Origin of the sequence: Corallococcus sp. AB038B (assembly GCF_003668955.1) — a bacterium.
Lineage (GTDB): Bacteria > Myxococcota > Myxococcia > Myxococcales > Myxococcaceae > Corallococcus > Corallococcus exiguus.
This window is the reverse complement of record NZ_RAWO01000001.1, coordinates 1,715,933-1,737,072: the sequence shown is the minus strand read 5'-3', so window position 1 is coordinate 1,737,072 and position 21,140 is coordinate 1,715,933. Positions and strand designations below refer to the sequence as shown.

Here is a 21,140-nt window from a genome sequence, read left to right as displayed (position 1 = left end):
GTTGAGAGCGTGCGCCTCGGGCGCGCAAGGTCGCTGGTTCGAATCCAGTCATCCCGACTTCAAGCACAATCAAAGACACACCCCGCCGGGGTAGCCCAACTTGGTAGAGGCGCCGCGCTCAGAACGCGGAGGTTGCGGGTTCGAATCCCGCCTTCGGCACATCATCACCCAAGGAGCATGGGCCTCCACATGGCCCCTCCTTCACGCAGAGCGATGCGAGCCCGCATCGTCCGGCGGTCCGTGCCTGTCCTGCTCGATGCGGCGATAGAGGAAGTACGAGTAGAGCACGGGAATCACCACCGCGACGGTGACCGCCGCAATCACGGGGACCGGACCACCGCCGAGCAGCCCCGAGACGAGGACGATGACTCCCGCGAGGACGAAGAGCCTTCCTCCCAGGCGATGCGTGCGCAGCCAGACCTCGTCGCTCGCGAGCGTCCAGGGCGTCCGGATTCCACAGAAGAAGTTCTTCGTGAACTTCCCCATGTAGTTGCCCAAGACAATGAGGACCCCGCCCGCGGCCGCGGGAACCACGCGCGCCATCGGCACGGACACGCCGATGCCCCCGAGCAGGACCAGGGCGTTGAGCAGAAACAGGAACGCGACCAACACCACCTGGATGCCCTCGAAGACGCCCTGGAATCGCTCCACGCGGTATCCCCTGGGCGAAATCAGCGGCACGGCCACCAGGACCAGGTACATGGCAGCCATCAGCAGCGGCAGGACGAAGGGTCCCCAGGGCTTGGGCGTATACCCATCCACCACCCCCTGGGCATTCCAATGCGTGGGCATCCACTCCGGCAACTGGCCGTAGAGAATGAAGGCCATCGCGAACGCCGCGACGACGAATCCCAGACTCAGCACATGGGCTCGGCTGATTCTCATGACCGCTCTCCGTTCCCCTTGTCGACCTTGAAGAGGTCAAGAAGGACCGCCGCTACGTCCTCGAACACGGTCGTATTGAGGGAGTAGACGATTTGCTGCCCACGGCGCTCACAGCGCACCAGGTCCGCGGCTTTGAGCACGTTGAAGTGATGCGATAGCGACCCCTTCGTGATGTCGAACGCCTCAGCGAGCTCTCCCGCTGACTTCGAGCCGCCCTGCAGCAGCTTGAGCACCTTGCGCCGGGTCGGATCTGAAATTGCCTTGAAGACCTCCTGCGTTCGCATCACGACCTTTTGATATTTTGAATAACGTCAAAATAACCACAAGGAAGGCCCTGTCAAGTGGAACGCATGGGGCACCGGGCCTTGGGGGCCATGCCGGGACGGCAACCCCGAGGGCCCTCCTGCGCTCCATGAGCCAACCGACTCATGGGTCGAGGCCAAGGACCGGAGAGACACTGAGGATGGTGGACGCCTCACTGGGGCCCTTCATGCCGCTCCAAGGAGACATGCCCCCTCCCGTGGCGGACGACTACCGGGGGCCGTGGGCGCGGGATGCCCGGCGCCTGCTGCCCCTGGGTGGGGCTTCACTCCAGTCTCGCAGCGATCTCGAACCACCCGTCGTCGAGGACCTCGACGCCACCGCGGATCATCTCCGGCCCCGGCTGCTCCAACGTGAGCCCGCGCAATGTCTTCGCTCCGAGTCGCTCCCACTTCGCGCGCAGCGCGGGTCCTACCCCATGGAGGTCGTGCTCATTCATCGCCGTGCATCCTCCTGAGAAACCTCTCATGAGAAGAAAGGCAGACAGCCTCAGGAAAGAGCTGTTAAACTGCCGGCTGGTGTCCCCTGCGGTCATCCATTGACCGCGAGGGATTCCAGCTCCCCATCACAAGGCAATGCCTGCCACCGGCCTCCCCCGCGCCGTACGCCCGGGGTGTGCCATCTCACGTCTGGAGCACCACCGCTTGAAACGCCATACCCTGCAACTCATGTTGGGAGTGATTGCCCTGCTCCCCTGGACCCGTCAGGCCCACGCGGCGGACTGGGAAGACCTCATCGTCCCGTCGACGTTCCGTCAGGGGCACTACGACCCCGCGAATCCAACGGTCGCCCCCCGGGGCGTGTACGTCGCGCCGTATTCCATCAACACGGGGGAGACCCCCACCTTCTACATCCAGAGCCCGGAGTGCTTCCGGCTGCGCATCTACCGGCTGGGTTGGTACGGCGGCGCGGGCGCTCAGGTGGTCCACGACTCGGACACCGCCCCCGCGACGACCTACGGGCCCATCTCGCAGCCCCGTTGCGGCACGGAGACGCCCACCACCGCCCCCAACTACCTGGCGATCCGACAGCAAGAAGTGGACTACGGCCTGGTGGAATGCGCGTGGAGCAACCCCGTGCAGCCCTCCGTGGGCACGCTCAGCTCGGGGGTGTACTTCGTGCGGATCACCCCGAAGGTGACCTCGCCCAAGGAGACGCTGGCGACGTTCGTGGTGCGCGACGACGCCTCCACGGACCGGCTGATCATCGTCAACCCGACGACGACAGAGGTCTACAACCCCTGGGGGGAGACGCTGCACACCAGCACCACGGCTCAGCCCTGTGAGGGCTGGCCTTCGTGCCCCTGGCGCGGCATGTACGCCTACGAGCGGGCGACCAAGGTCTCCATGGCGCGCCCGTCGTGGAACGTCCCCACCCACTTCAAGACGGACGTCCCGCTGCTGCGCTACCTGGAGAAGAACGACCTGCCGTACACGGTGGCCACGGACTACGACGTCTCGCGCTTCTCGAGCCTGCTGACCTCCCGGCGCTCGGCCATCATCTCCGGTCACGGCGAGTACTGGGACATGAACACGCGCAACCGGCTGGAGTCCTTCGTCGCGGGGGGCGGCAACCTCGTCGCCATGGCGGGCAACACCGGCTACTGGCAGATCCGCTACGAGGCCTCCACCACGGGCAACCCGGGCCCCATCATCGTGGGCTACAAGGACAACGCCACCGACACGACGACCCCGTCGTCCACGTGCCGTCCCGGCGTCACCGTCCCTGCCTCGAGACCGGACTGCTCGGATCCGATGCTGTCCGTCAACCCCAGCCTGACGACCACCTGGTTCCGGGCGCCGCCGGTGCACAAGCCGGAGCAGGAGCTGCTGGGCGTGCAGTACCCCATCGACCCGGCCGGCAACACCTTCGAGCTGCCGCTCACCTTCTTCACGGACACCGTGGCGGCCCGCCCCAGCCTGGGCACCGGCATCACCGCGACGGGCAACACGCTCATCGGCTCGTACGTCTCCTCGCAGAACGTCTACGTGGGCAACCTGGGGTGGGAGGCGGACTCCATCCACCCCAACCAGCTGTTCCGGATCGACCCCACGGCGTGCGTGCTGCCGCTGGGACAGGGGAAGTTCTCCGATGATCCGAAGTGGGCCCTGGACAACCCGACGCCCTTTGGCAACGAGTTCACCCACCTGGTCCTGTACCGCCCCAAGGCGACCAGCGGCCACGTCGTCGCCGGCATGAGCATGCTCTGGAGCTGGGGCCTGGATGACTGGGCGACGCTGCACCCCCTGGGCGGCCCCATCGTCCCCCGGGTGGACCCGCGGCTGCAGCAGTTCACCCGCAACCTGCTCGTCTCCAGCGACGGCGCCGGCTTCGGGACCGACTGTGACCGTGGCGTCGACTTCGACGTCTGGTTCGGGGATGCCTTCACGGACACGAAGGCGGATGGCAACACGGCCCCGTCCGGTGGCGACGGCAGCCCGGTGGAGATGATCGTCAAGGAGCGCGACTACCCGGGCCGCTGGGGAAGCGTGGCCCTGGAGAAGCAGGCGGGCTCCCTGAAGCTGGTGCCCACCTTCAAGGAGGTGGCGCGGCTGACGGACTGGGCGGTGGGCAGCAACGCCTACAACCTGTTCCTGGCGGACGTGAACGGCGACGGCAAGAAGGACCTCATCGCGCAGAGCCGCGTCAACGGAACGTTCGACGTGGCCCTGAGCAACGGCGACCGCTTCGTCCCCGGCAGCACCTCCTGGCTCACGGGCTGGGCGGTGGGCAGCGCGTATGACGTCTTCGCCGCGGACCTCGACGCGGACGGCAAGGCGGACCTCGTGGCCAAGGAGCGCACCGCGCCGGGGACCTGGTACGTGGCCCTCAACACCGGGACGCAGTTCGTCCCCGCGTCGAGCAGCTGGCTGACGGGCTGGGCCGTGTCCAGCAGCGCGTACGACCTGTTCGTGGCGGACGTGAACGGCGACCACAAGGCGGACCTCGTGGCCAAGGAGCGCACCGGCTCCGGACTCTGGTATGTCGCGCTCAACACCGGCAGCGGGTTCACGGCGCAGCCCGGCTCGCTCGCGGGCTTCGGGGTCCCCAGCGCGGACCATGACCTGTTCGTGGCGGACGTGAACGGCGACGGCAAGGCGGACCTCGTGGCCAAGGAGCACACCGGCACCCAGGCCTGGAAGGTGGCGCTCGGCACGGGCACGGGTTTCGTGCCCCAGACGTCCGCGTGGCTGACGAGCTGGGCGACGAGCAGCAGCGCGTACCGCCTCTTCGTCGCGGACATGGATGGGGACGGAAAGGCGGACTTGGTGGCCCGGGAGCGCACCTCCCCGGGCGCCTGGTACGTCGCCCCCAGCTCTGGCAGCGCCTTCGTTCCGCAGACCGCGCGGCTCGACGCACGCTGAGCGGTCCATGGGAGCCGGGGCCCCGCGCACGCGGAGTCCCGGCTCCAGGTCTCGGCCCTCCACGACGAGCGCGCAAGCCTCGCAGTCGAGCTCCGTCGCCGGGACCACGTTCCCTCGCGCGACCTTGAGTTCAGCGAGGAGCATGGGAAGGGCGAGGGCCGGGTTCCCGAAGGGGGACCCGGCCCTTGTCGTGTCCGGGTCCCTCCCTCGAAGGTTTCCCCAGTCATCGGGATGTAGCTCAGCCTAGTTGAGAGCGTGCGCCTCGGGCGCGCAAGGTCGCTGGTTCGAATCCAGTCATCCCGACTTCAAGCACAATCAAAGACACACCCCGCCGGGGTAGCCCAACTTGGTAGAGGCGCCGCGCTCAGAACGCGGAGGTTGCGGGTTCGAATCCCGCCTTCGGCACATCATCAAGCCCGGCAATCCCCACGGGTTGCCGGGCTGTTTCATGGGCGCATATTCACTTTTCGTGAATTCCTTGGTATTGATACTTCCCAGAGGGGATATCAATGCAGGAAATGACGATGCGCCCATGGCTGGGATTGGCCCTGGGTCTGCTGTTGGGGTTGTCTCCAGGCGTGAGCGTGGCGCAGCTGGCGCCCACCGGTGGCCACTATGGGGGCCGTGCTTCCGACACGGGCACCGCCCCCGGCGCCGTCAACGCGTCGGGCGGTTACTCGGCCTCGATTCCACTGGAGCTGCCGGCCTCACGGGGCGGCATGCCTGTTCCCCTCTCCATCGGCTCCGGCACCCGGGGCGTGGGCGCCGTGGGCCTGGGCTGGGACATCCCGCTCTCGTACATCCGCCGGGACATGACGTTCGCCCACCGCAAGCCGCAGGTGGGCAGCAGCGTCCCCTCCGGACGGGAGCAGGTCACCCTCTTCCTCCAGGGCCAGGTGCTGGACCTGGTGCCCCGCCAAGTGTCCGCGGGGCCGCCCCAGGTGGTGCACTGGGTGCCGCGCTACCACGGGGCGGACCTCCTCCTTCAGGAGCAGTCCGGCAACTGGGTGATGAACGACGGCGACGGGCGGACCTGGACCTTCACCGAGCCTGCCGGGATGGCCGGGGGCGGCTTGTGGCTGCTGACGTCCATCACCGGGCCGGACAACACCGCCGTCCAGCTCACCTATGACGTCTCCACCATCGGCGTCCCGGGAGGTGGCTCGGGCTTCACGCTCGATCTGCGTCAGGTGCTCTACAACAAGCACCCGGCTGCCAACTGTTTCAAGAACGAGCTCACCCTCAACTACGGCGCCCCGGCCGCTTCTCCCCTGGCGCTCTCCCTGCTGGGTGACGTGGTGCTCACACGGCTGCGCACGTTGAATACGCTGGACGTCTCCAGCCGCGCCACCTGTGGCAATTCCCCCCAGAGGCTGCGCACCTATGCCTTCGCGTATGGGACCGACGCGGACACGAAGCAGCCCCGCCTGGCCACCGTGACGATGCTGGGACGCCAGGGCACGCCGGAGCAGTCCGTCGCGCTGCCCGTCGCCTCCTTCACGTATGGCAGCGCCACCACCGGCGGCAAGCTCACCTACGCGAAGACGGCGTCCATCCCCATGCCCACCGGCACGGATGCCACGAAGCTCTCCAGCACGGGCCGCGACGCCACCTTCACTCCGCCCAATTCGGAGATCGGCTCCACCACCTGGCAGAGCCTCACCGACGTCACCGGCGATGGACTGCCCGACCTCGTCTACGCCAAGAGCGGCAAGCTCTGGGCCGCCCTCAATAAGCCCAACACGACGGGCGCCACCACCCTGGGCACCGTCAACGCGCAGCTCCAGGACACCACTTTCACCGGCGGCCCCTTCGAATCCCGCAGCGCCACCGCGGTGCGCTTCCCCAACAGCGTCACCACCACCACCAAGGACCGCGTGTGGCGGCAGGCCCTGGACGTCAACGGCGACGGCCGCATCGACATGGTCGACGCGGCGGAGACCCCGGGCCGGTGGGTCATCTACCTCAACACGCCGGGCACCGGCACCACGGGCGTGACGTGGGTGCGCCGCTCGTACTCCATCACCGCGGTGCGCGACCTGCTCATCAGCCTGGGCCACTCCCTGCCCGGCGGCTACCTGCCCCTCTCCAGCCGCTTCAGTGGCCGCGACTACGTGATGCGCCAGTGCTGGGTGTGGAACGACGTGACGCTCAAGTGGTCCGCCCACACGGGCTCGAACTGCGGCTCCGTGCCCCTGGGCACCGTGGCGTCCGCGGATCCGCAGAAGACGTACACCGAATGGGAGGTGACGGACGTCAACGGCGACGGCTTCCCGGACCTCGTCTTCAACTCCTCCCCCGTGGAGACCGTGGCGCCGGAGCCGGACTACTCGGGCAGCTTCGGCGGCCAGATTGTCTACGGCGACTTCGCCATCAAGGTGCGCCCCCTCCTGGACATCGCGAACCAGGTGCTGGCCGTCTACAACCTCCGGGGCCTGTTGTTCGACGAGGGCGTGAACGCCTTCTCCTCCGCCGTCCTGCTCAAGAAGAGCTCCTGCGGCGTTGGCCTGTGGACGACGGACAACGACTCGCAGCGCGTGTTCTGCGCCCTGACGGACGTCAACGGTGACGGATTGCTCGACCGCGTGGAGAGCGCCACCGTCTATCTGGGCACCGGCAGCGGCTTCTCCGACGCCACGCTGACCCTGCCCTCTCCTGGCTTCCTCTCCATCCAGGAGAACGTCCAGGAGCGCACCTGCGTCTGGCCGGATCCGGATCCTCCCGCCAGCACCCCCTTCACCTCCGCCATGACCCACGGGTTGCGCGACCTGACCGGCGACGGCATCCCGGACTACGTGGTGCGGAGCTCGCCCTGGACCGTGGCGGTGGGCACCGGCGCCGGCTTCGCCCCTCCCGTCACCATCGACGTGACAGGCTCCAGCTTCACGCTCTCCACCCAGACGGAGCGCTGCGACGGCCAGACGTCCCTCACGGTGGGCGGTCTGTACGACCTCAACGGCGACGGCAAGCCAGAGGTGGTCCGCCTCAACGGCACCAACCTGGACGTCTACGAACTGGCCGGTGGGACGCGTCCCGGCAAGCCCGAGGCCGGCCGCCTCATCCGCGTGGACAACGGCTACGGCGCGCTCACCACCGTGGGCTACCGCTCCGCCAAGGAGGACGGCACCACGAAGCACCAGGTCCCCTTCCCGGAGGTCGTCGTCTCCTCCGTGGTGACCGTGGGCGGCAAGGGCCTGGGCGGCACGCTGGCGGAGACGCGCTACGCCTACGGCGGCGCGGAGCTCGTCTACGACTCCTCACTCCAGACCTTCACCCTGCCCGGCTACCAGCGCTCGGTGGCCATGAACACCATCACCGTCCAGGGCAAGAGCGAGGGCTTCGCCACCATCACGGACACCTATCCGCTGCCCGCCTACGACAGCACATCCAAGCTCACCCGCTTCGCGCGCTACCTCCAGGCGGGCCGGGCGCGCGACGTCACCACCGTCACCAGCTCCGGCCTGGACCCTTGGGCGCTGCTGGCCACCGACCTCACCTCCTATGCCCGCCGCCTGAGGGCGACGCACACGGAGTGGGGCACGAAGCTCTTCGAGGAGCCCGCGCCCACCGGCTCCACCAACACGTCCCTGGACTGCCTGGAGATGTCCTTCCCGCTCGACTTCGCGGCTTCGATCCTCCAGACCTCCGGCTCCATCCCCTTCTACGACGCCTGCCGCGCGCGGGGCTTCCAGTACACGCGCGTCACCGACGCCTGGCGCGGCACCCCGCCGCCGTCCACCGCCAACGTGGCCACGAAGTCGGAGGTGACGAGCGTGGACGACCAAGGCCGCGTCCTCAACGTCAAGCACTCCAACGACGTCTACCGCACGGACGACGACCTCTGCGAGGAGACGCTGTACGCCACGCCCACCAGCACGGCGATGGCCCCCCGGGTGCTCCACGCGCCCATGAGCCGGCGCTACTGGACGTGCGACAAGACGCCCTATGTGACGTACGCCTCCGAGTCCTGGACGTATGACGGCCTGGCGTCCGGCAGCGTCTCCGTGGGCCACGCCACCACGCACCGCCGCGACCGGCGCGACGGCGCGGGGGCGGTGCTCGACACGGTGCTCGAATACACCGCCGGCTACAGCGCCGCGGGCAACCTCGCCTCCGTCCAGCGCGTGCGCGAGGACGGCGCCGTGCGCACCGTGAAGCTCTTCTACGACGAGTTCGGGCTGGGGCTGACGGAGCAGCGCGTGGAGGGCAGCGGTCTGCCGGCGCTCTCCACCACCTACACGCTCGATCCGGTCAGCACCGCGGCGACCACCCTGACCGAGGCCAACAGCACCCGCTACGACTTCGACGTGGACGGCTACGGGCGTCCGGTGCGCACCCTCGTGGAGCCCCCGGGCGGCATGCAGGGCGTGCTGTCCACCACGAGCTACCTGGGCTTCACCGGCGCGGATCCGCTCGGTCGCCGCGTGGTGGAGAAGGGCTTCAGCGAACCCGTCACGCCGGGCAACGAGGTCAGCGCCGCCGGCAACGTCCAGACCACGTTCCTGGACGAACTGGCCCGCCCGCGCCGCACCGAGGCCCCCCTGGGCAGCGACTACGGCACCGAGGTGATGATCACCGGCGCGCGCACCTACGACGACCTGGGGCGCGTGGCGTTCGAGGCGTCCCCCTACCCCGCCTCCCAGAGCGCCGCCACCGCCTACGGCACCAGCTACTATTTCAACCAGGACGGCTCGCCCTCATGCTCCATCCGGGGCAACGGCCCGCAGGCGTACAGCACCACGCCGGACGCGGCCTCCGAGCGGCTGCCCACCTGCTACTCCCGCGCCTTCGTGGACCACCAGGAGAAGGTGTCCCTGCGCGACGCCGCCTCCTACTCCACCACGTCCTCCCAGCTGAACGTGGTGCGCACCGCCACGATGACGGGCGCGGGCCGCCTGCTGTCGCGCACGACGACCCAGTCCAGCACCACGCTGGAGCACACCGCCTTCAGCATGGACCGGCTGGGCCACCTGACGGGGATGACCCGCTACCTGGATCCGGTGAACCTCACCGGGCCGGTGACGTGGTCGTGGACCTATGACTCCTTCGGCCAGCAGCTGGCCTGGCAGGAGCCGGACACCGCCACGCGGACGGTGAAGTACAACAGCTGGGGCGAGCAGACGGAGGTCAACTGGACCGAGTCCGTCGCCACGCCCACGGGCGCGCGCACCCAGATCACGCAGTACGACGCCCTGGGCCGCGTCACCCACTCCGAGGACCGCATCCAGGGCGCGGCGGTGCCGGCCACCGCCTACGACTTCTTCTACGACGTGGGCTCCAGCCCCACGCCGCTCGTCACCCCGACGAACGTGCTGGGCCGCCTGTCGAGCACGAAGTCCTCCCTGGGCGAGGTCTTCTACAGCTACGACGCCTATGGCCGCCCCAACGCGCACGTCTACACGGACTCGGGGGGCAAGGCCTACGTGGAGCAGACCACGCTGCGCGCCGACGGCGCCCTGGACACGCTCACGCGCTACCTGCCGGACACCGGCTACACGCCGGAGACGGTCTGGTACGCCTACGACACCGCCCAGCGCCCCACGTACATCAAGTACGAGGACCCCTCCGGCAGCAAAGAGCTCTACCTGGCCAAGTCCATCGACGCGTTCGGCCGGGTGCGCAAGGCCGTGTACGGCGGCGTGGCGGAGTTCCTGGGCGAATACGCGGACACGGGCCGCCGACTGCCGCTCGGCACGACGGTCGCCACCAGTTCGGGCTCCCGCGCGTACTACCACACCAACCGCGACCTGATGGGCCGGGAGACGGGCCGCTCGGAGGTCGTCAACGGCGCCACGACGTACGCGAAGACGAACCTCACCTACGACGTGCTCGGCCGGCTCGCGACCTCCAAGCGCTTCCAGGGGTCCACGTCCCTGGCGGACTGGAGCTACACCTACGACGCCCTGGGCAACGTCCTCACGCAGACCGACGCGCTGAGCACCGCCGACGCCGCCATGAGCTACTCCACGGTGGACCGCGACCGGCTCTGCCGCATCGGCTACGGCAACGGCGGCCTGGGTGGCACCGCCTGCAACGTCACCCATGACAGCCTGGGCAACGTGCGCACCCAGCCCACGCGCGCGGGGACGCGAACGCTCGACTATTACCCCTCGGGCGACGTGCGCAGCGTGAGCATGCCGACTGGCACGGCCTCCTTCCGCTACGGGGCCCTGGGCGTCCTGCGGGAGGTGCTCCTGAACACCACCGGCAAGGACACCCGGCAGGAGTGGAGATACGGCGACCTGCTGGAGCTCAAGCAGCAGATCATCGGCGGACAGAACCTCCAGGTCCTCACGCGCCACATCCCCGGACCGGGCGGCGTCATCGCCACCCGGCGCGGGGCCAAGGACGAGTGGGTCTTCCCCTTCGAGGAGCTGCGCGGCGCGCGCTACGCCGTGGACCTCAAGGGGAAGTTCATCCAGGACGTGGACTACACGCCCTTCGGCGATGCGAAGTCCACCGGCTCCCAGGGGACGCCGGGCGCGCTGCTCTACTCCAGCGACCAGTGGAACGGCGGCGAGTCGCTGGAGTCCCTGGGAGTGGTCCACGTGGGCGCGCGCCTCTACGATCCGGTCATCGGCCGCTTCCTCAGCCGTGACCCGCTCACCGTCCCGCGCACCGCGGCCACCTCGAACCCCTACGGGTTCGCGATGAACGACCCGGTGAACCTGTCGGATCCGTCGGGCATGGACCCCTCGTGCATCGGGCAGGAGTGCCAGGGGCCCGGGGGCGGCTTCCCGGGCCAGCCCGGCGGGGGCGGGGGCCCCAGCCCCATCAACGACCCGAGTCTGTACTTCCCCAGCCAGAGCCCGTCCGGTGGCTTCGCGGACCCCGAGGCGTCCTTCCGCCCCGTCGCCTCCGTCGCGTCCTTCACCCAGGCGCCCACGGGTCCCCAGACGATCCCGGGGCAGTTCCTGAAGCTCTCCACCCAGCTTCTCACCGGCTACGAGATGGGCTCCGCGTTCGACTTCGACTCGCTCGCGGCGAAGGGGTTCACGGTCTCCGAGGTGGCCGAGCGGATCATCAACACGCCGGAGGGAGCCCTGCAGGCGTCCGCCATGGAGAACGCGGTCTACGACCGCTGGTCGAGCTTCGGGCAGGGCTTTGGCGACATGATCATCTTCTGGTGCCCGGGGTGCACGCAGCGGATGCGCCAGGACTGGGGCATCACCTCCGGCGGCGACCGCTACTCCTACGCGATGGGCTCCATCACCGGCTTGGTCGTCTCCATCATGTTCCCGTCGCCGGCGAAGGCCCCGGTCACCCGCGCACCCAAGGCGGACTACCAGCGGGTGCTCTACGAGGAGCTGCGCGAAGTCAACATGGTCCGGGGCAGGACGAACTGCTTCAACTGCGTCATCGCGGGGCACGCCACGCTCTCCGGTGCGCCCGCGAGCGCGCTCAGGGGACCGGTGACATCACTCACGACAGCGGAGGCGTACTTCGGCCAGAAGTTCACCCAGCTGCTCAACAAGGGCGCGGTCATCCGCACCGTGGAGGGTTGGGAGTCGGGTGCCATCGGGGCCGTGGCCATCGGCAAGGGAGGAGAGACCGGCCACATCCTGCTGGTGCAGAACTTCAATGGCAGGGCCTACTTCACGGACCCCCAGGGGCTCAGCGTGCTCCCGAACCTCAGCGGCGTGAAGGAGTGGTTCCTGATGAAGCTCCCCTGAGGACTGGATGAACAGCACGCCCCGCATGTCAGCCCTTTCCAAAATGATTCCCGGCGACACTCGCAGAGTCCTCCTGGAGGGGCACATGTATCGATGGTTGCTGTTCGCGGCGCTCGCCGTCACCACGACGGCGGGCGCGAAGCCCAACACCCCGCTGTACGCCACCGGCGCAGGTCCTGGCGGTGGGCCGGCGGTGAAGACGTTCGACCCCAACTCCAACACCAACTGGGTGTCCTTCTACGCCTACGAATCGTCCATGAGCGTGGGCGTGGAGATGGCGACAGGCCGGGTGACGACGAACTGGCGCCCGGACGCCGTCACCGGCACCAGCGAGGGCGGAGGGCCCCTGGTCCGCGTGTTCGACGTCAACACGGGCAGCGTGCTGCGGGAGTTCTTCGCCTACGACCCGAACTTCCGGGGCGGCTATAGCTCCAGCATGCAGGTGGCGCTGCAGCCGTCGCGGCTGACGGTGTTTCCGTCGTCGCATTGCTCGCCCTGGTTGAATTGCACGACCCCGTCGCCACAGCGGATGCCGAGCAGGCAGCCCGGGGCGCATTGCCCGTAGCCTCCCGGGTTCATGCCCTCGTCGCACTCCTCGCCCTCGTCCAGCCTGCCATTGCCGCAGGCGGAGATGCACACCCTGGACTGGTTGGCCGGCAGGAGCGAGGAGAGTTGCAGCTTGTAGCTCGAGCCCGTGGTGAAGCGTTCCGCCTGGAACACGGCGACCTCATAGATACCGTCTGGCTGGAGGCCCAACGCGGACGCCCGGCCCGCGAGGTCCACGGTCGAGGTCATGCTGGTGTGAACCCCTCCCAGGTCGATGGCGAGCTTCCCGTTGATGAAGACCCAGACGTCATCGTCTCCCGTGAAGACGAGTTGCCCCTGGCCCGTGTACACGAACCAGAAACGCGTCTCGCTGGTGAAGCTGTAGTTGTGCGGTGCTCCCGTGCTGTCCGGACGCGTCGTCTCCTGCCCCTCGGCCACCCAGCCCTTGCCGTCGAGCGGGAAGAAGGTCGTGTCCTCGAACAGATAGGAGAGGGCGTTGGGAGAAGAGGTCCGCGACAGGGCCAGCGTGGAAACGACGGGCAGGTTGACGTTGCTCACGTCGCGAAACCATTGGTCGAAGGGCACCACTCCATGCGTCGTGGCGGAGAACACACCTGCCTTGGCATAGACGGGCTTGCCGGCCGGGCCCAGGGTGGCCTGGACAATGCCTGTCTCCTGCCCGTTCGCGTTCTGGAAGTCGACGTGGCCATTGGGCAGGTCATTCCCCCGGAAGTCGCGGTAGACGATGGGGAGACTCAACGTGGACAAGGGCTCTGAAAGGACGCAGACGAAGCCCTCCTCGATTTGACAGGTCGAGGAGCAGCCGTCGAAGTCGCGCAGGTTGCCGTCGTCGCACGCCTCTCCGGCCGTGAGGATGCCGTCGCCACAGAGGGCATCACAAATCCCATTCACGCAGCGGGGCTCCCGCTGACACAGCGGCGAGCAACCATCGCCCAGGTCGTGGTTGCCGTCGTCGCACTGCTCGGTGCCTTCCACCTTGCCATCGCCGCAGGTCGTCTTCGTGCACTGCTTGCCCACGACCTGGCACTTGTAGCCCTGCTCCAACCGGCAGGAGGAGTCACAGCCATCGCCGTTGTCCCTGTTGCCGTCCTCGCATTCCTCCGGGGCCGCGATGATGCCGTCGCCGCAGCTCGCGGCGTGGCACCTCAGGCCACCGGCGCCGCAGTTCCACCCCGGCTCGACCTGGCAGCTCGCGCTGCAGCCATCGCCGCTCGTGGTGTTCCCGTCGTCACATCCCTCGCTGCCCTCCTTCTTTCCGTCACCACAGATGACCGGGGAACCCGCGTCGACAGGGTCGGTGCCGGCATCGGTGGTGCCTGCGTCCTCGGGACCCGCGTCCAGCGTCCCGGCGTCCGTGCCCGCGTCCGTGCCCGCATCATCATCGGGCAGCGTCCCGGCGTCCGAGCCGGCGTCGTCTTCGGGCTGCGTCCCGGCATCCGCCCCGGCGTCCGTCTCGGAGCCGGCGTCCTGGATCCCGGTCGAGGCATCGGGCCGGGTCCCCGCGTCGGAATCCGGAGTGGTGTCATCTCCACAGGCCGCGAGTGAGAGCAGGAGGGCGGCGCAAAACATTCGCGCCAACAGGGATTGGCGGGAGCCATTCTGGGTCTTGTTTGTCATACGGGGCGCGCATGCTGTGAGCGCTGAAAGCAGGTGTCAAAGGGTTGCTGGCTTTTGTTTGTCTCCAAGTCCAAGCGCGTCCACGCTGGCAGTCACACCCACACAGGAGGAGCCTTTGCCTCCGCCCACCGATTCATGAGATGGGGCGGACGTGTTCGACCCCATCACGCTCGACCAGCTTCGCGCCTTCGTCTCCGTCGTCGAGGAGGGAAGCTTCTCCGCGGCGGCGCGCAAGCTCCGCCGGGTGCAGTCCGCCATCAGCACGTCGATGGCGAACCTGGAAGCGCAATTGGGCGTCACGCTCTGGGATCGCACGACGAAGGTCGCCCGGCTGACCAACGAGGGCCAGGCGGTGCTCGCGTCGACGCGGCGGGTGCTCAATGAAGTGGACGGCTTGCGGCGGCTCACCACCGGGCTGACGATGGGGCTCGAAGCGTCGGTGTCGCTGTGCGTGGATGCCTTCTTCCCCCTGAAGGCGCTCATCGACCTCTGCGCCGCCTTCACCCAGGAGTTCCCCGCGGTCGACTTGCGCATCGACACGCAGGTCAAGTCCGCCGTCTCCGCGCGAGTGCTGGACGGACGGGCCACCCTGGGCGTGGTGAGCCCGGAGGGGCTGGCGCGAGGACTCGAAGCGCAAGCCCTGTCCCCCATCCGGTTGCTCCCCGTCGCGGGCCCGGAGCACCCGCTCGCCGCCATCAAGGGACGCATCGCGACCCGGCACTTCGCCGACGCGATTCAAGTCGTGCTCTCCGAATGCACCGATGATGGCGTCAGCGATCAGCTCGGGCTGTCGCCGCGCGTCTGGCGCGTGGGCGACCTCTACACCAAGCACGAGATGCTTCGCGCGGGGCTCGGGTGGGGCACCCTGCCGGAGCATCTGATTCGCGAGGACCTGCGAGCGGGCACGCTGGTGGCCCTCCGGCCAGCGGCCTGGGGGAACCCCGCGCGCGAACTCAACCTCGTGGCCATCTACCGGAGCAACACCATGTTCGGCCCCGCGCATCGCTGGCTGCTGGAGCAGCTCACCCTGCTGTGCGCACGCGAGGCACGGCGCCAGCAGTAGGCCGGCCCACCTCACCCACCGTCGTGCACCGGCCGCATGTTGGAGCTCCACAAGGCCCACATGCCCGCGCACATCGCGAGGCTGAGGGGAAGGCTCCAGAGCGCGACGAGGGTCGCCACCAGGTACACCGGGAACCCGAGGCGGTAGTGCCACGTGAGCCGCTGTTCCAGCGCTCCCGGGAGCGCCTGCCGCCGCAGCAGGCGCCAGAGCAGGTTGAAGGCCCCGTTGATGAGGACGAACAGGCCCGAATAGAGGGCCCCGGCCATGGAGCCCGACGGCTCCATCAGGTGGGCCGACAACAGCGCTGTCGTGAACGGCACGAGCGTGGTCAGCAGCATCAGGAACCCGTTCGCGAAGAGCACCGGCGTGTCCACCCGGCGCACGAACTTGAGCAGGCCGTGGTGGTCGATCCACATGATGAGGACGGTGCTGAAGCTCGTCACGAACGCGAGCCAGGTCGGCCACCTGGCGGCAAGCTGCCAGAGCAGCGTGCGTGAGTCCCGGGCGGAGTCGGTGAGCTCCGGCTTCAGGTCGAGCGCCAACAGCGTGATGACGACGGCGAAGACGCCATCGCTGAAGGCCTCCAGCCTCGTGTCTGTCCGCTCGGTGTCTGGCATGGCGGCGCCCGTCACACCCGGCTGCGCACCCACAGCGCGAGTCCCAGGGGCGCGAGGAACGCCGCGAACCCCAGGTGCTGGACGCCGAACGCCCCACCCAGGCACCCCAGCGCGAACGCCAGGATGATGAAGCCCAGGGAGCGGTGTTTGCCCGCGTTCTCCGGGGTGGCGGGAACAACCTGCTCGACGAACCACTGAGTGACATTGCCGGTCATCACCGTCGTCATCGGCCCCAGCGAGGGCGCCACCCGGTGCATCGCGTTCTGGATGCCCATGGCGATGACCGCGAAGACCACGACGAGCTGGTGCGCCGCCGTCCCCTTCACCAGCAGGGGCACGCCGGCCGCCAGACCGAAGGCCACCGCCTGGAGGAGCAGCAGCATCCGCGCGGAGCGCTCCACCCGGACATGCAGGTGCGTGGCGAGGAAGACGGACAGGACGAAGATGGGAAAGGTCGACAGCTTGAGCCATTCATCGGCATTGGCGTTCCGGGCAAGGTCCGCCGCGAGCACGACGAAGTTGCCGGTGACGTGTGCGCAGAAGATTCCTCCCGCGCCGACGAAGGTGACGGCGTCCGCGTAGCCCGCGACGAACGCGAGCGCGGCGGGAACCCATACGGACGGGGACGAAGGACTGGAAGGCATCGAGGTGGGGCCGTGGGTCAGTAGGTGAAGGTCGTCCATGTTCCGAGGAAGTCGACGTCTCCGCCAGTGGCCGCCCGCAGCGCGGGCCCGGCGAAGACGTGCGAGTACTCGGCATTGAATTGAACGTGGCGCGTGACGCGATAGCCAAGCGACAGCGAGAGCTGCGCGCCGGTGTACCGCGCCGTGGAGACCGAGGGCGGAACGAGCACCTCCCCCGGCGGCGTGTAGACGGCGTCGTGCACCGACTGCCGGAAGAAGAAGACCGAACCCGCCTCCAATGAGACGGCGTCGAGCTCCCACTGCACGAGCGGATGCACTTCGTAGAGGTTCGAGGGGTAGATCAACGGCAGCGCGCTGAAGAAGGTCTGGTTCGGAAACCAGGCATGGAAGGTGGAAACCCGGCCGTCGCCAGCGCGGCGGTCACCGCTCAGCGCATCGCCTCGCACCCCCACCCGCAGGGGCGCGAAGGGCAGCCGCTGCCACAGGCCTCCCGCCAATCCCCAGGCCAGGACCCGGTCACCGCCCACGGTGCCCGCCTGGAGGAGCGCATGCCCGATGTACTCGAGGCCGCTTTCGGTCTCGCCGAACCCCCGCACGCCCACCATGTGGCGCACCTCGCGCCCCTCCACCTCGCCGTAGGTCACCGAAGGCCGGTCGCGCCCGAGATAGAAGGCATCGAACGAGAACTGCTTTCGCGGCAGGACGTTCACCGTCGCGTAGACGCCCCAGAACCGGCTCCGCCAGGAGGGAGCATCATCGAGCACGCCCCGCTCCAGCTGGGGCACCACGCCGCCAAAGCCCTCCACGTTCCAGCCGTCGCCGGTGACCGTGAGCCGGGCCAGGTCGAATGCCTGCCGGACATTGGTCCCATCCCGCGTGCTCACCCATCGCGTCGACCCCAACGCCATCTCCTGGCGTCCCACGCGGGCGACGAACCGGACCTCCCGGGCCCTGGCTCGCCACTCGACGAAGGCCTGCTGCACGTCCAACAGGTCGCTTCCGGGCGGCGCGTCGCGGGACGGAGCCCCCAGCGCGAAGTGCGCCCCCAGTTGCACGAAGGCCCGAAGCGGTCCCGCGTGGGCGTCGACGTGCAACAGGTTGCGCGAGAGCAGGACGCTTTCGGGGAGCGGCCCCTCCCATCCTTCGGTCAGCTCGTAACGGAGCCGATGCTGGCCTCCGAACGAGAGATAGACCTGCTCCGCGAGCGGGACGTACTTCACGCGGTCGAAAGGATCCTCCCCGGGCCGCCGCGACGGGTCCGCCCAGTCCTCGAGGTAGCGGATCCCGGCGTACCGGGGCGGCTCGCGCGGCTCCGGCACGTCCTCGGCGTGGGCCGTCAGCGACAGGGTCAGCAGCCCGGGGACGAGGCGGAAGAGTTCCCGATTGAAACGACAGGGCATGGGGGAGCTCCGCTCAGAACGCCCAGCAGGAGCAGCCCAGGAGCCCCCAGAACGCCGGCTCCTCCGCGACGGGCACCGGCCGCTTCCAGGCCGCCGTTCCGTGGGCGTGCACGCCACACGCATGCGGCGCGGCGTGGACCGGCGACGCGTCGTGCCCGCCTCGGGCATGCGCGGTGGCGTACTCCGCGCCGCCGAAGGTCCGGACCGGAGACCAGTCCGGCATCGCCGGGGGCAGCGGCGGCGCGAACTCCGCGAAGCCCCCGGAGCCATGCACCACCTTTCCGCCGACAAGGGTGAGCACGGATTCCAGGCCAGCGATGTCGTCGGCCGCGACGCGAAAGTAGTCCGCCGAGAGCACGGCCAGGTCCGCGAGCTGCCCCACGGCGAGCTGCCCCTTCTTGCCCGTCTCCGAGGAGAACCAGGTGTTGCGCTCGGTCCAGAGCCGCAGCGCGGTCTCACGGTCGAGCAGCGCTCGCTCCCCGTACAGCGGAGTCCCCGCGACGGTCTTGCCGGTGACCAGCCACGACAACGAGACCCAGGGATTATAGGACGCGACCCGCGTGGCATCCGTGCCGGCGCCCACCGGAACACCCGCGGAGAGCATGCGGGCCACGGGCGGAGTCCGGCCCGCGGCCACCGCGCCATAGCGCTCCACGAAGTATTCGCCCTGGTAGGCCATCCGGTGCTGCACCGCGATGCCGCCGCCGAGCGCCGCGATGCGGTCGATGTTCCGCTCGGAGATGGTCTCCGCGTGGTCGAAGAACCAGTGCAGCCCCTGGAAGGGCATGTCGCGGTGGACCCGTTCGAAGACATCGAGCGCACGCGAGATGCTCTCGTCGTAGGTCGCGTGCAGGCGCCACGGCCAGCGGTTCTCGACCAGGACGCGGACGACCTCCTCCAGCTCCCCTTCCATGTCGGGCGGGAGGTCTGGACGCGGCTCGCGGAAGTCCTCGAAGTCCGCGGCGGAGAACACCAGCATCTCCCCCGCGCCATTGTGGCGGAAGTGGTCGCTCCCCTGCCCCGGCTGGACCATCCGGGTCCACGCGCGGAAGTCCGCGGCCTCGGCGCCCTTGTTCTGGGTGAACAGGTTGTAGGCGATGCGCAACGTGAGCTCGCCCGCGTCCGCGAGCTTCCGCACGACGGCGTAATCGTCAGGGTAGTTCTGGAAGCCGCCGCCCGCGTCGATGACGCCGGTGATGCCCAGGCGGTTCAGCTCGCGCATGAAGTGGCGGGTGGAGTTCTCCTGATACTCCTGGGGCAGCTTCGGGCCCTTCGCCAGGGTCGCGTAGAGCAGCTGCGCGTTGGGCTTCGCGAGCAGGAGTCCGGTGGGATTGCCGTGCCGGTCGCGCTGGATTTCACCGCCCGGCGGGTTCGGCGTGTCGCGGGTGTACCCGCACGCGCGGAGCGCCGCCCCGTTGAGCAACGCCCGGTCATAGAGATGGAGGATGAAGACCGGCGTCTCCGGCGCGACGGCATTCAGTTCTTCCAGCGTCGGCAGGCGCCGCTCGACGAACTGGAACTCGGTGAAGCCCCCCACCACCCGCACCCACTGCGGCGCGGGGGTGACGGCCACCTGCTGACGCAACATGCGCATCGCATCCGCGAGCGACCGGACCCCATCCCAGCGCAGCTCCAGGTTGTAATTGAGCCCGCCCCGGATGACGTGGGTGTGACTGTCGATGAGGCCGGGCACGACGCGCCGGTCCCCCACGTCGATGATCCGGGTGGCCGGGCCCCGCGTCGGGAGGATGTCGCGCGCGGCGCCCACCGCGGAGAACCGCCCGTTCGTGATGGCGACGGCTTCAACCTCGGAGGCGCCCGGGTGCAGCGTGGTGAACCGGCCGTGGTGCAGGATGAGGTCAGGGGCCATGGAGCGTGTCCCTTCAGGGTTGGGGGCGGGCTGGCGGCGCGTCCGGAGGCTCGGGGGGAACTCCCGTGACCTTCGGAACGCACTCTTCAGCGAACCACGCCGCGGTGAGCGGTTCACGGCGAATCAGCCGGCGCCCGACGGGCACCAACTGCTCTCCGATGAGGATTCCCAAGAGGCCCGTCAGCGCGACGAGCGGCGGCGCCGGAGAGCGGACACCGAGCAGACCGTAGAGGAAGCCAATCAGCGTCCCCGCGGCGATGGACACCAGATAGATTTTCATGAGCATCGACCCGACGCGGAAAGCCCCCCGGGGGTCAGTGACCGCCCTCGCCCCCACCGAACATGGTCTTCGCGTAGAGCAGGCCGAGCCCATAGGCGCCGCCCGACTCCTTCGCGAGATTCACGACGGCGTCGTACGTCTTGCTCCGGGCCCAGTCGCGCTGCAGCTCAAGCAGGTACTGGAGCGACGTCATGGGACGGACGCCGGCCTGGATCATGCGGGACATCGCGCGCTCATGGGCCTCCGTGGAGACGTCACCGCACGCATCGGCGATGACGTAGACCTCGAAGCCCTGGTCCAGCGCCGACAGCGCGGGACCGACGATGCACACCGACGTCCAGAGGCCCGCCAGGACGATGCGCGACTTCCCGATGGCGTTGACGCGCTCGGCGATGCGCGGATCCTCCCAGGTATTCATCGAGGTCCGGTCGATGAACTCGGACTCCGGAAACGCTTCCTTGATCTCCGTGAACATCGGGCCGGAGAAGGACTTCTCCGCGACGGTCGTGAGGAGGGTGGACACGTTGAACACCCGCGCCGCGCCGGAGATGAGCGAGACGTGCGTTCGCAGCTGGTTCGCGTGGATGGAGTGGGTCGCGAAAGCCATCTGCGGCTGGAAGTCGATGAGGATCAGCGTGTGGTCGCCGGGGTTGAGCAGCGTCTTGCCAGGGGATGCGGTCGCGGTCGCCATGTGGATGCCCTCCGTGGAATGGGGGCACCCTCTCCTGCCCGCGACGCCGTCACAATCCGCAAACGGGAGATGATTTCCATCGACTCAGGAGATGGGGCGAAGGCGACCTGTGAGGGTTCATCCGCCGGGCTTTGGGTTGTCCCCGGG

13 protein-coding genes and 4 tRNA genes (1 of these 17 cut by a window edge) are annotated in these 21,140 nt (G+C 68.6%); 7 read left to right on the top strand and 10 right to left on the bottom strand.

Annotated features, from left to right (window positions below; genetic code table 11):
• Together D7Y04_RS45085 and D7Y04_RS07275 are read left to right on the top strand one after the other, a co-directional pair.
• Window positions 1-57 (top strand) — tRNA-Pro (locus D7Y04_RS45085) (it extends 141 nt beyond the left edge of the window).
• 27 nt (window positions 58-84) lie between these two features.
• Window positions 85-159, top strand: a tRNA-Leu gene (locus D7Y04_RS07275).
• 42 nt (window positions 160-201) lie between these two features.
• Here D7Y04_RS07275 and D7Y04_RS07270 read toward each other — a convergent pair.
• The 3 genes from D7Y04_RS07270 to D7Y04_RS44370 form a co-directional block, all read right to left on the bottom strand.
• Window positions 202-885, bottom strand: a complete 684-nt coding sequence (locus tag D7Y04_RS07270) for an SdpI family protein (protein WP_121758727.1) — start codon at window positions 883-885, stop codon at window positions 202-204.
• Window positions 882-1,169: an autorepressor SdpR family transcription factor gene (locus tag D7Y04_RS07265; RefSeq protein ID WP_121754132.1), complete on the bottom strand. Its 288-nt coding sequence runs from the start codon at window positions 1,167-1,169 to the stop codon at window positions 882-884. Before D7Y04_RS07265 ends, D7Y04_RS07270 begins: the two co-directional genes overlap by 4 nt.
• 302 nt (window positions 1,170-1,471) lie before the next feature.
• Entirely contained in the window at window positions 1,472-1,645 is a 174-nt protein-coding gene (locus D7Y04_RS44370) for a hypothetical protein (RefSeq protein ID WP_158627457.1), read from the bottom strand.
• A gap of 205 nt (window positions 1,646-1,850) precedes the next feature.
• Between D7Y04_RS44370 and D7Y04_RS07260 the strand changes: the two genes are divergently transcribed.
• The 4 genes from D7Y04_RS07260 to D7Y04_RS07245 all read left to right on the top strand — a co-directional run bounded on the left by D7Y04_RS07260 (window position 1,851) and on the right by D7Y04_RS07245 (window position 12,244).
• Entirely contained in the window at window positions 1,851-4,571 is a 2,721-nt protein-coding gene (locus D7Y04_RS07260; RefSeq protein ID WP_158627456.1) for a VCBS repeat-containing protein, read from the top strand.
• Between the two features lie 227 nt (window positions 4,572-4,798).
• Window positions 4,799-4,874, top strand: a tRNA-Pro gene (locus D7Y04_RS07255).
• Window positions 4,875-4,901: 27 nt separating this feature from the next.
• Window positions 4,902-4,976 (top strand) — tRNA-Leu (locus D7Y04_RS07250).
• A 119-nt stretch (window positions 4,977-5,095) separates the two neighbouring features.
• Window positions 5,096-12,244, top strand: coding sequence for an RHS repeat-associated core domain-containing protein (locus D7Y04_RS07245; RefSeq protein WP_121758725.1), 7,149 nt, complete (start codon window positions 5,096-5,098; stop codon window positions 12,242-12,244).
• 423 nt (window positions 12,245-12,667) lie between these two features.
• Here D7Y04_RS07245 and D7Y04_RS07240 read toward each other — a convergent pair whose 3' ends face one another.
• Window positions 12,668-14,380: a DUF4215 domain-containing protein gene (locus D7Y04_RS07240; protein ID WP_121758724.1), complete on the bottom strand. Its 1,713-nt coding sequence runs from the start codon at window positions 14,378-14,380 to the stop codon at window positions 12,668-12,670.
• Window positions 14,381-14,579: 199 nt separating this feature from the next.
• Here D7Y04_RS07240 and D7Y04_RS07235 point away from each other — a divergent pair, with 199 nt between their 5' ends.
• Window positions 14,580-15,491, top strand: coding sequence for a LysR family transcriptional regulator (locus D7Y04_RS07235; RefSeq protein WP_121758723.1), 912 nt, complete (start codon window positions 14,580-14,582; stop codon window positions 15,489-15,491).
• Between the two features lie 11 nt (window positions 15,492-15,502).
• Here D7Y04_RS07235 and D7Y04_RS07230 read toward each other — a convergent pair whose 3' ends face one another.
• From D7Y04_RS07230 to D7Y04_RS07205, 6 genes are read right to left on the bottom strand one after another with little or no spacing between them, the layout of a single operon-like run.
• Entirely contained in the window at window positions 15,503-16,108 is a 606-nt protein-coding gene (locus D7Y04_RS07230) for a TMEM175 family protein (protein WP_147454556.1), read from the bottom strand.
• Between the two features lie 11 nt (window positions 16,109-16,119).
• Entirely contained in the window at window positions 16,120-16,791 is a 672-nt protein-coding gene (locus D7Y04_RS07225) for a YoaK family protein (protein ID WP_121758722.1), read from the bottom strand.
• Complete coding sequence (locus tag D7Y04_RS07220) at window positions 16,770-18,152, bottom strand: alginate export family protein (RefSeq protein ID WP_158627455.1); 1,383 nt, start codon at window positions 18,150-18,152, stop codon at window positions 16,770-16,772. Before D7Y04_RS07220 ends, D7Y04_RS07225 begins: the two co-directional genes overlap by 22 nt.
• 13 nt (window positions 18,153-18,165) lie before the next feature.
• Window positions 18,166-20,022 (bottom strand): amidohydrolase, encoded by a 1,857-nt coding sequence (locus D7Y04_RS07215; RefSeq protein ID WP_121758720.1) that lies wholly within the window; start codon window positions 20,020-20,022, stop codon window positions 18,166-18,168.
• A 13-nt stretch (window positions 20,023-20,035) separates the two neighbouring features.
• On the bottom strand, window positions 20,036-20,302 hold the full coding sequence (locus D7Y04_RS07210) for a XapX domain-containing protein (protein WP_120595911.1): 267 nt from the start codon (window positions 20,300-20,302) through the stop codon (window positions 20,036-20,038).
• 34 nt (window positions 20,303-20,336) lie between these two features.
• Window positions 20,337-20,993 (bottom strand): hydrolase, encoded by a 657-nt coding sequence (locus tag D7Y04_RS07205; protein ID WP_121758719.1) that lies wholly within the window; start codon window positions 20,991-20,993, stop codon window positions 20,337-20,339.
• Window positions 20,994-21,140 lie beyond the last annotated feature (147 nt).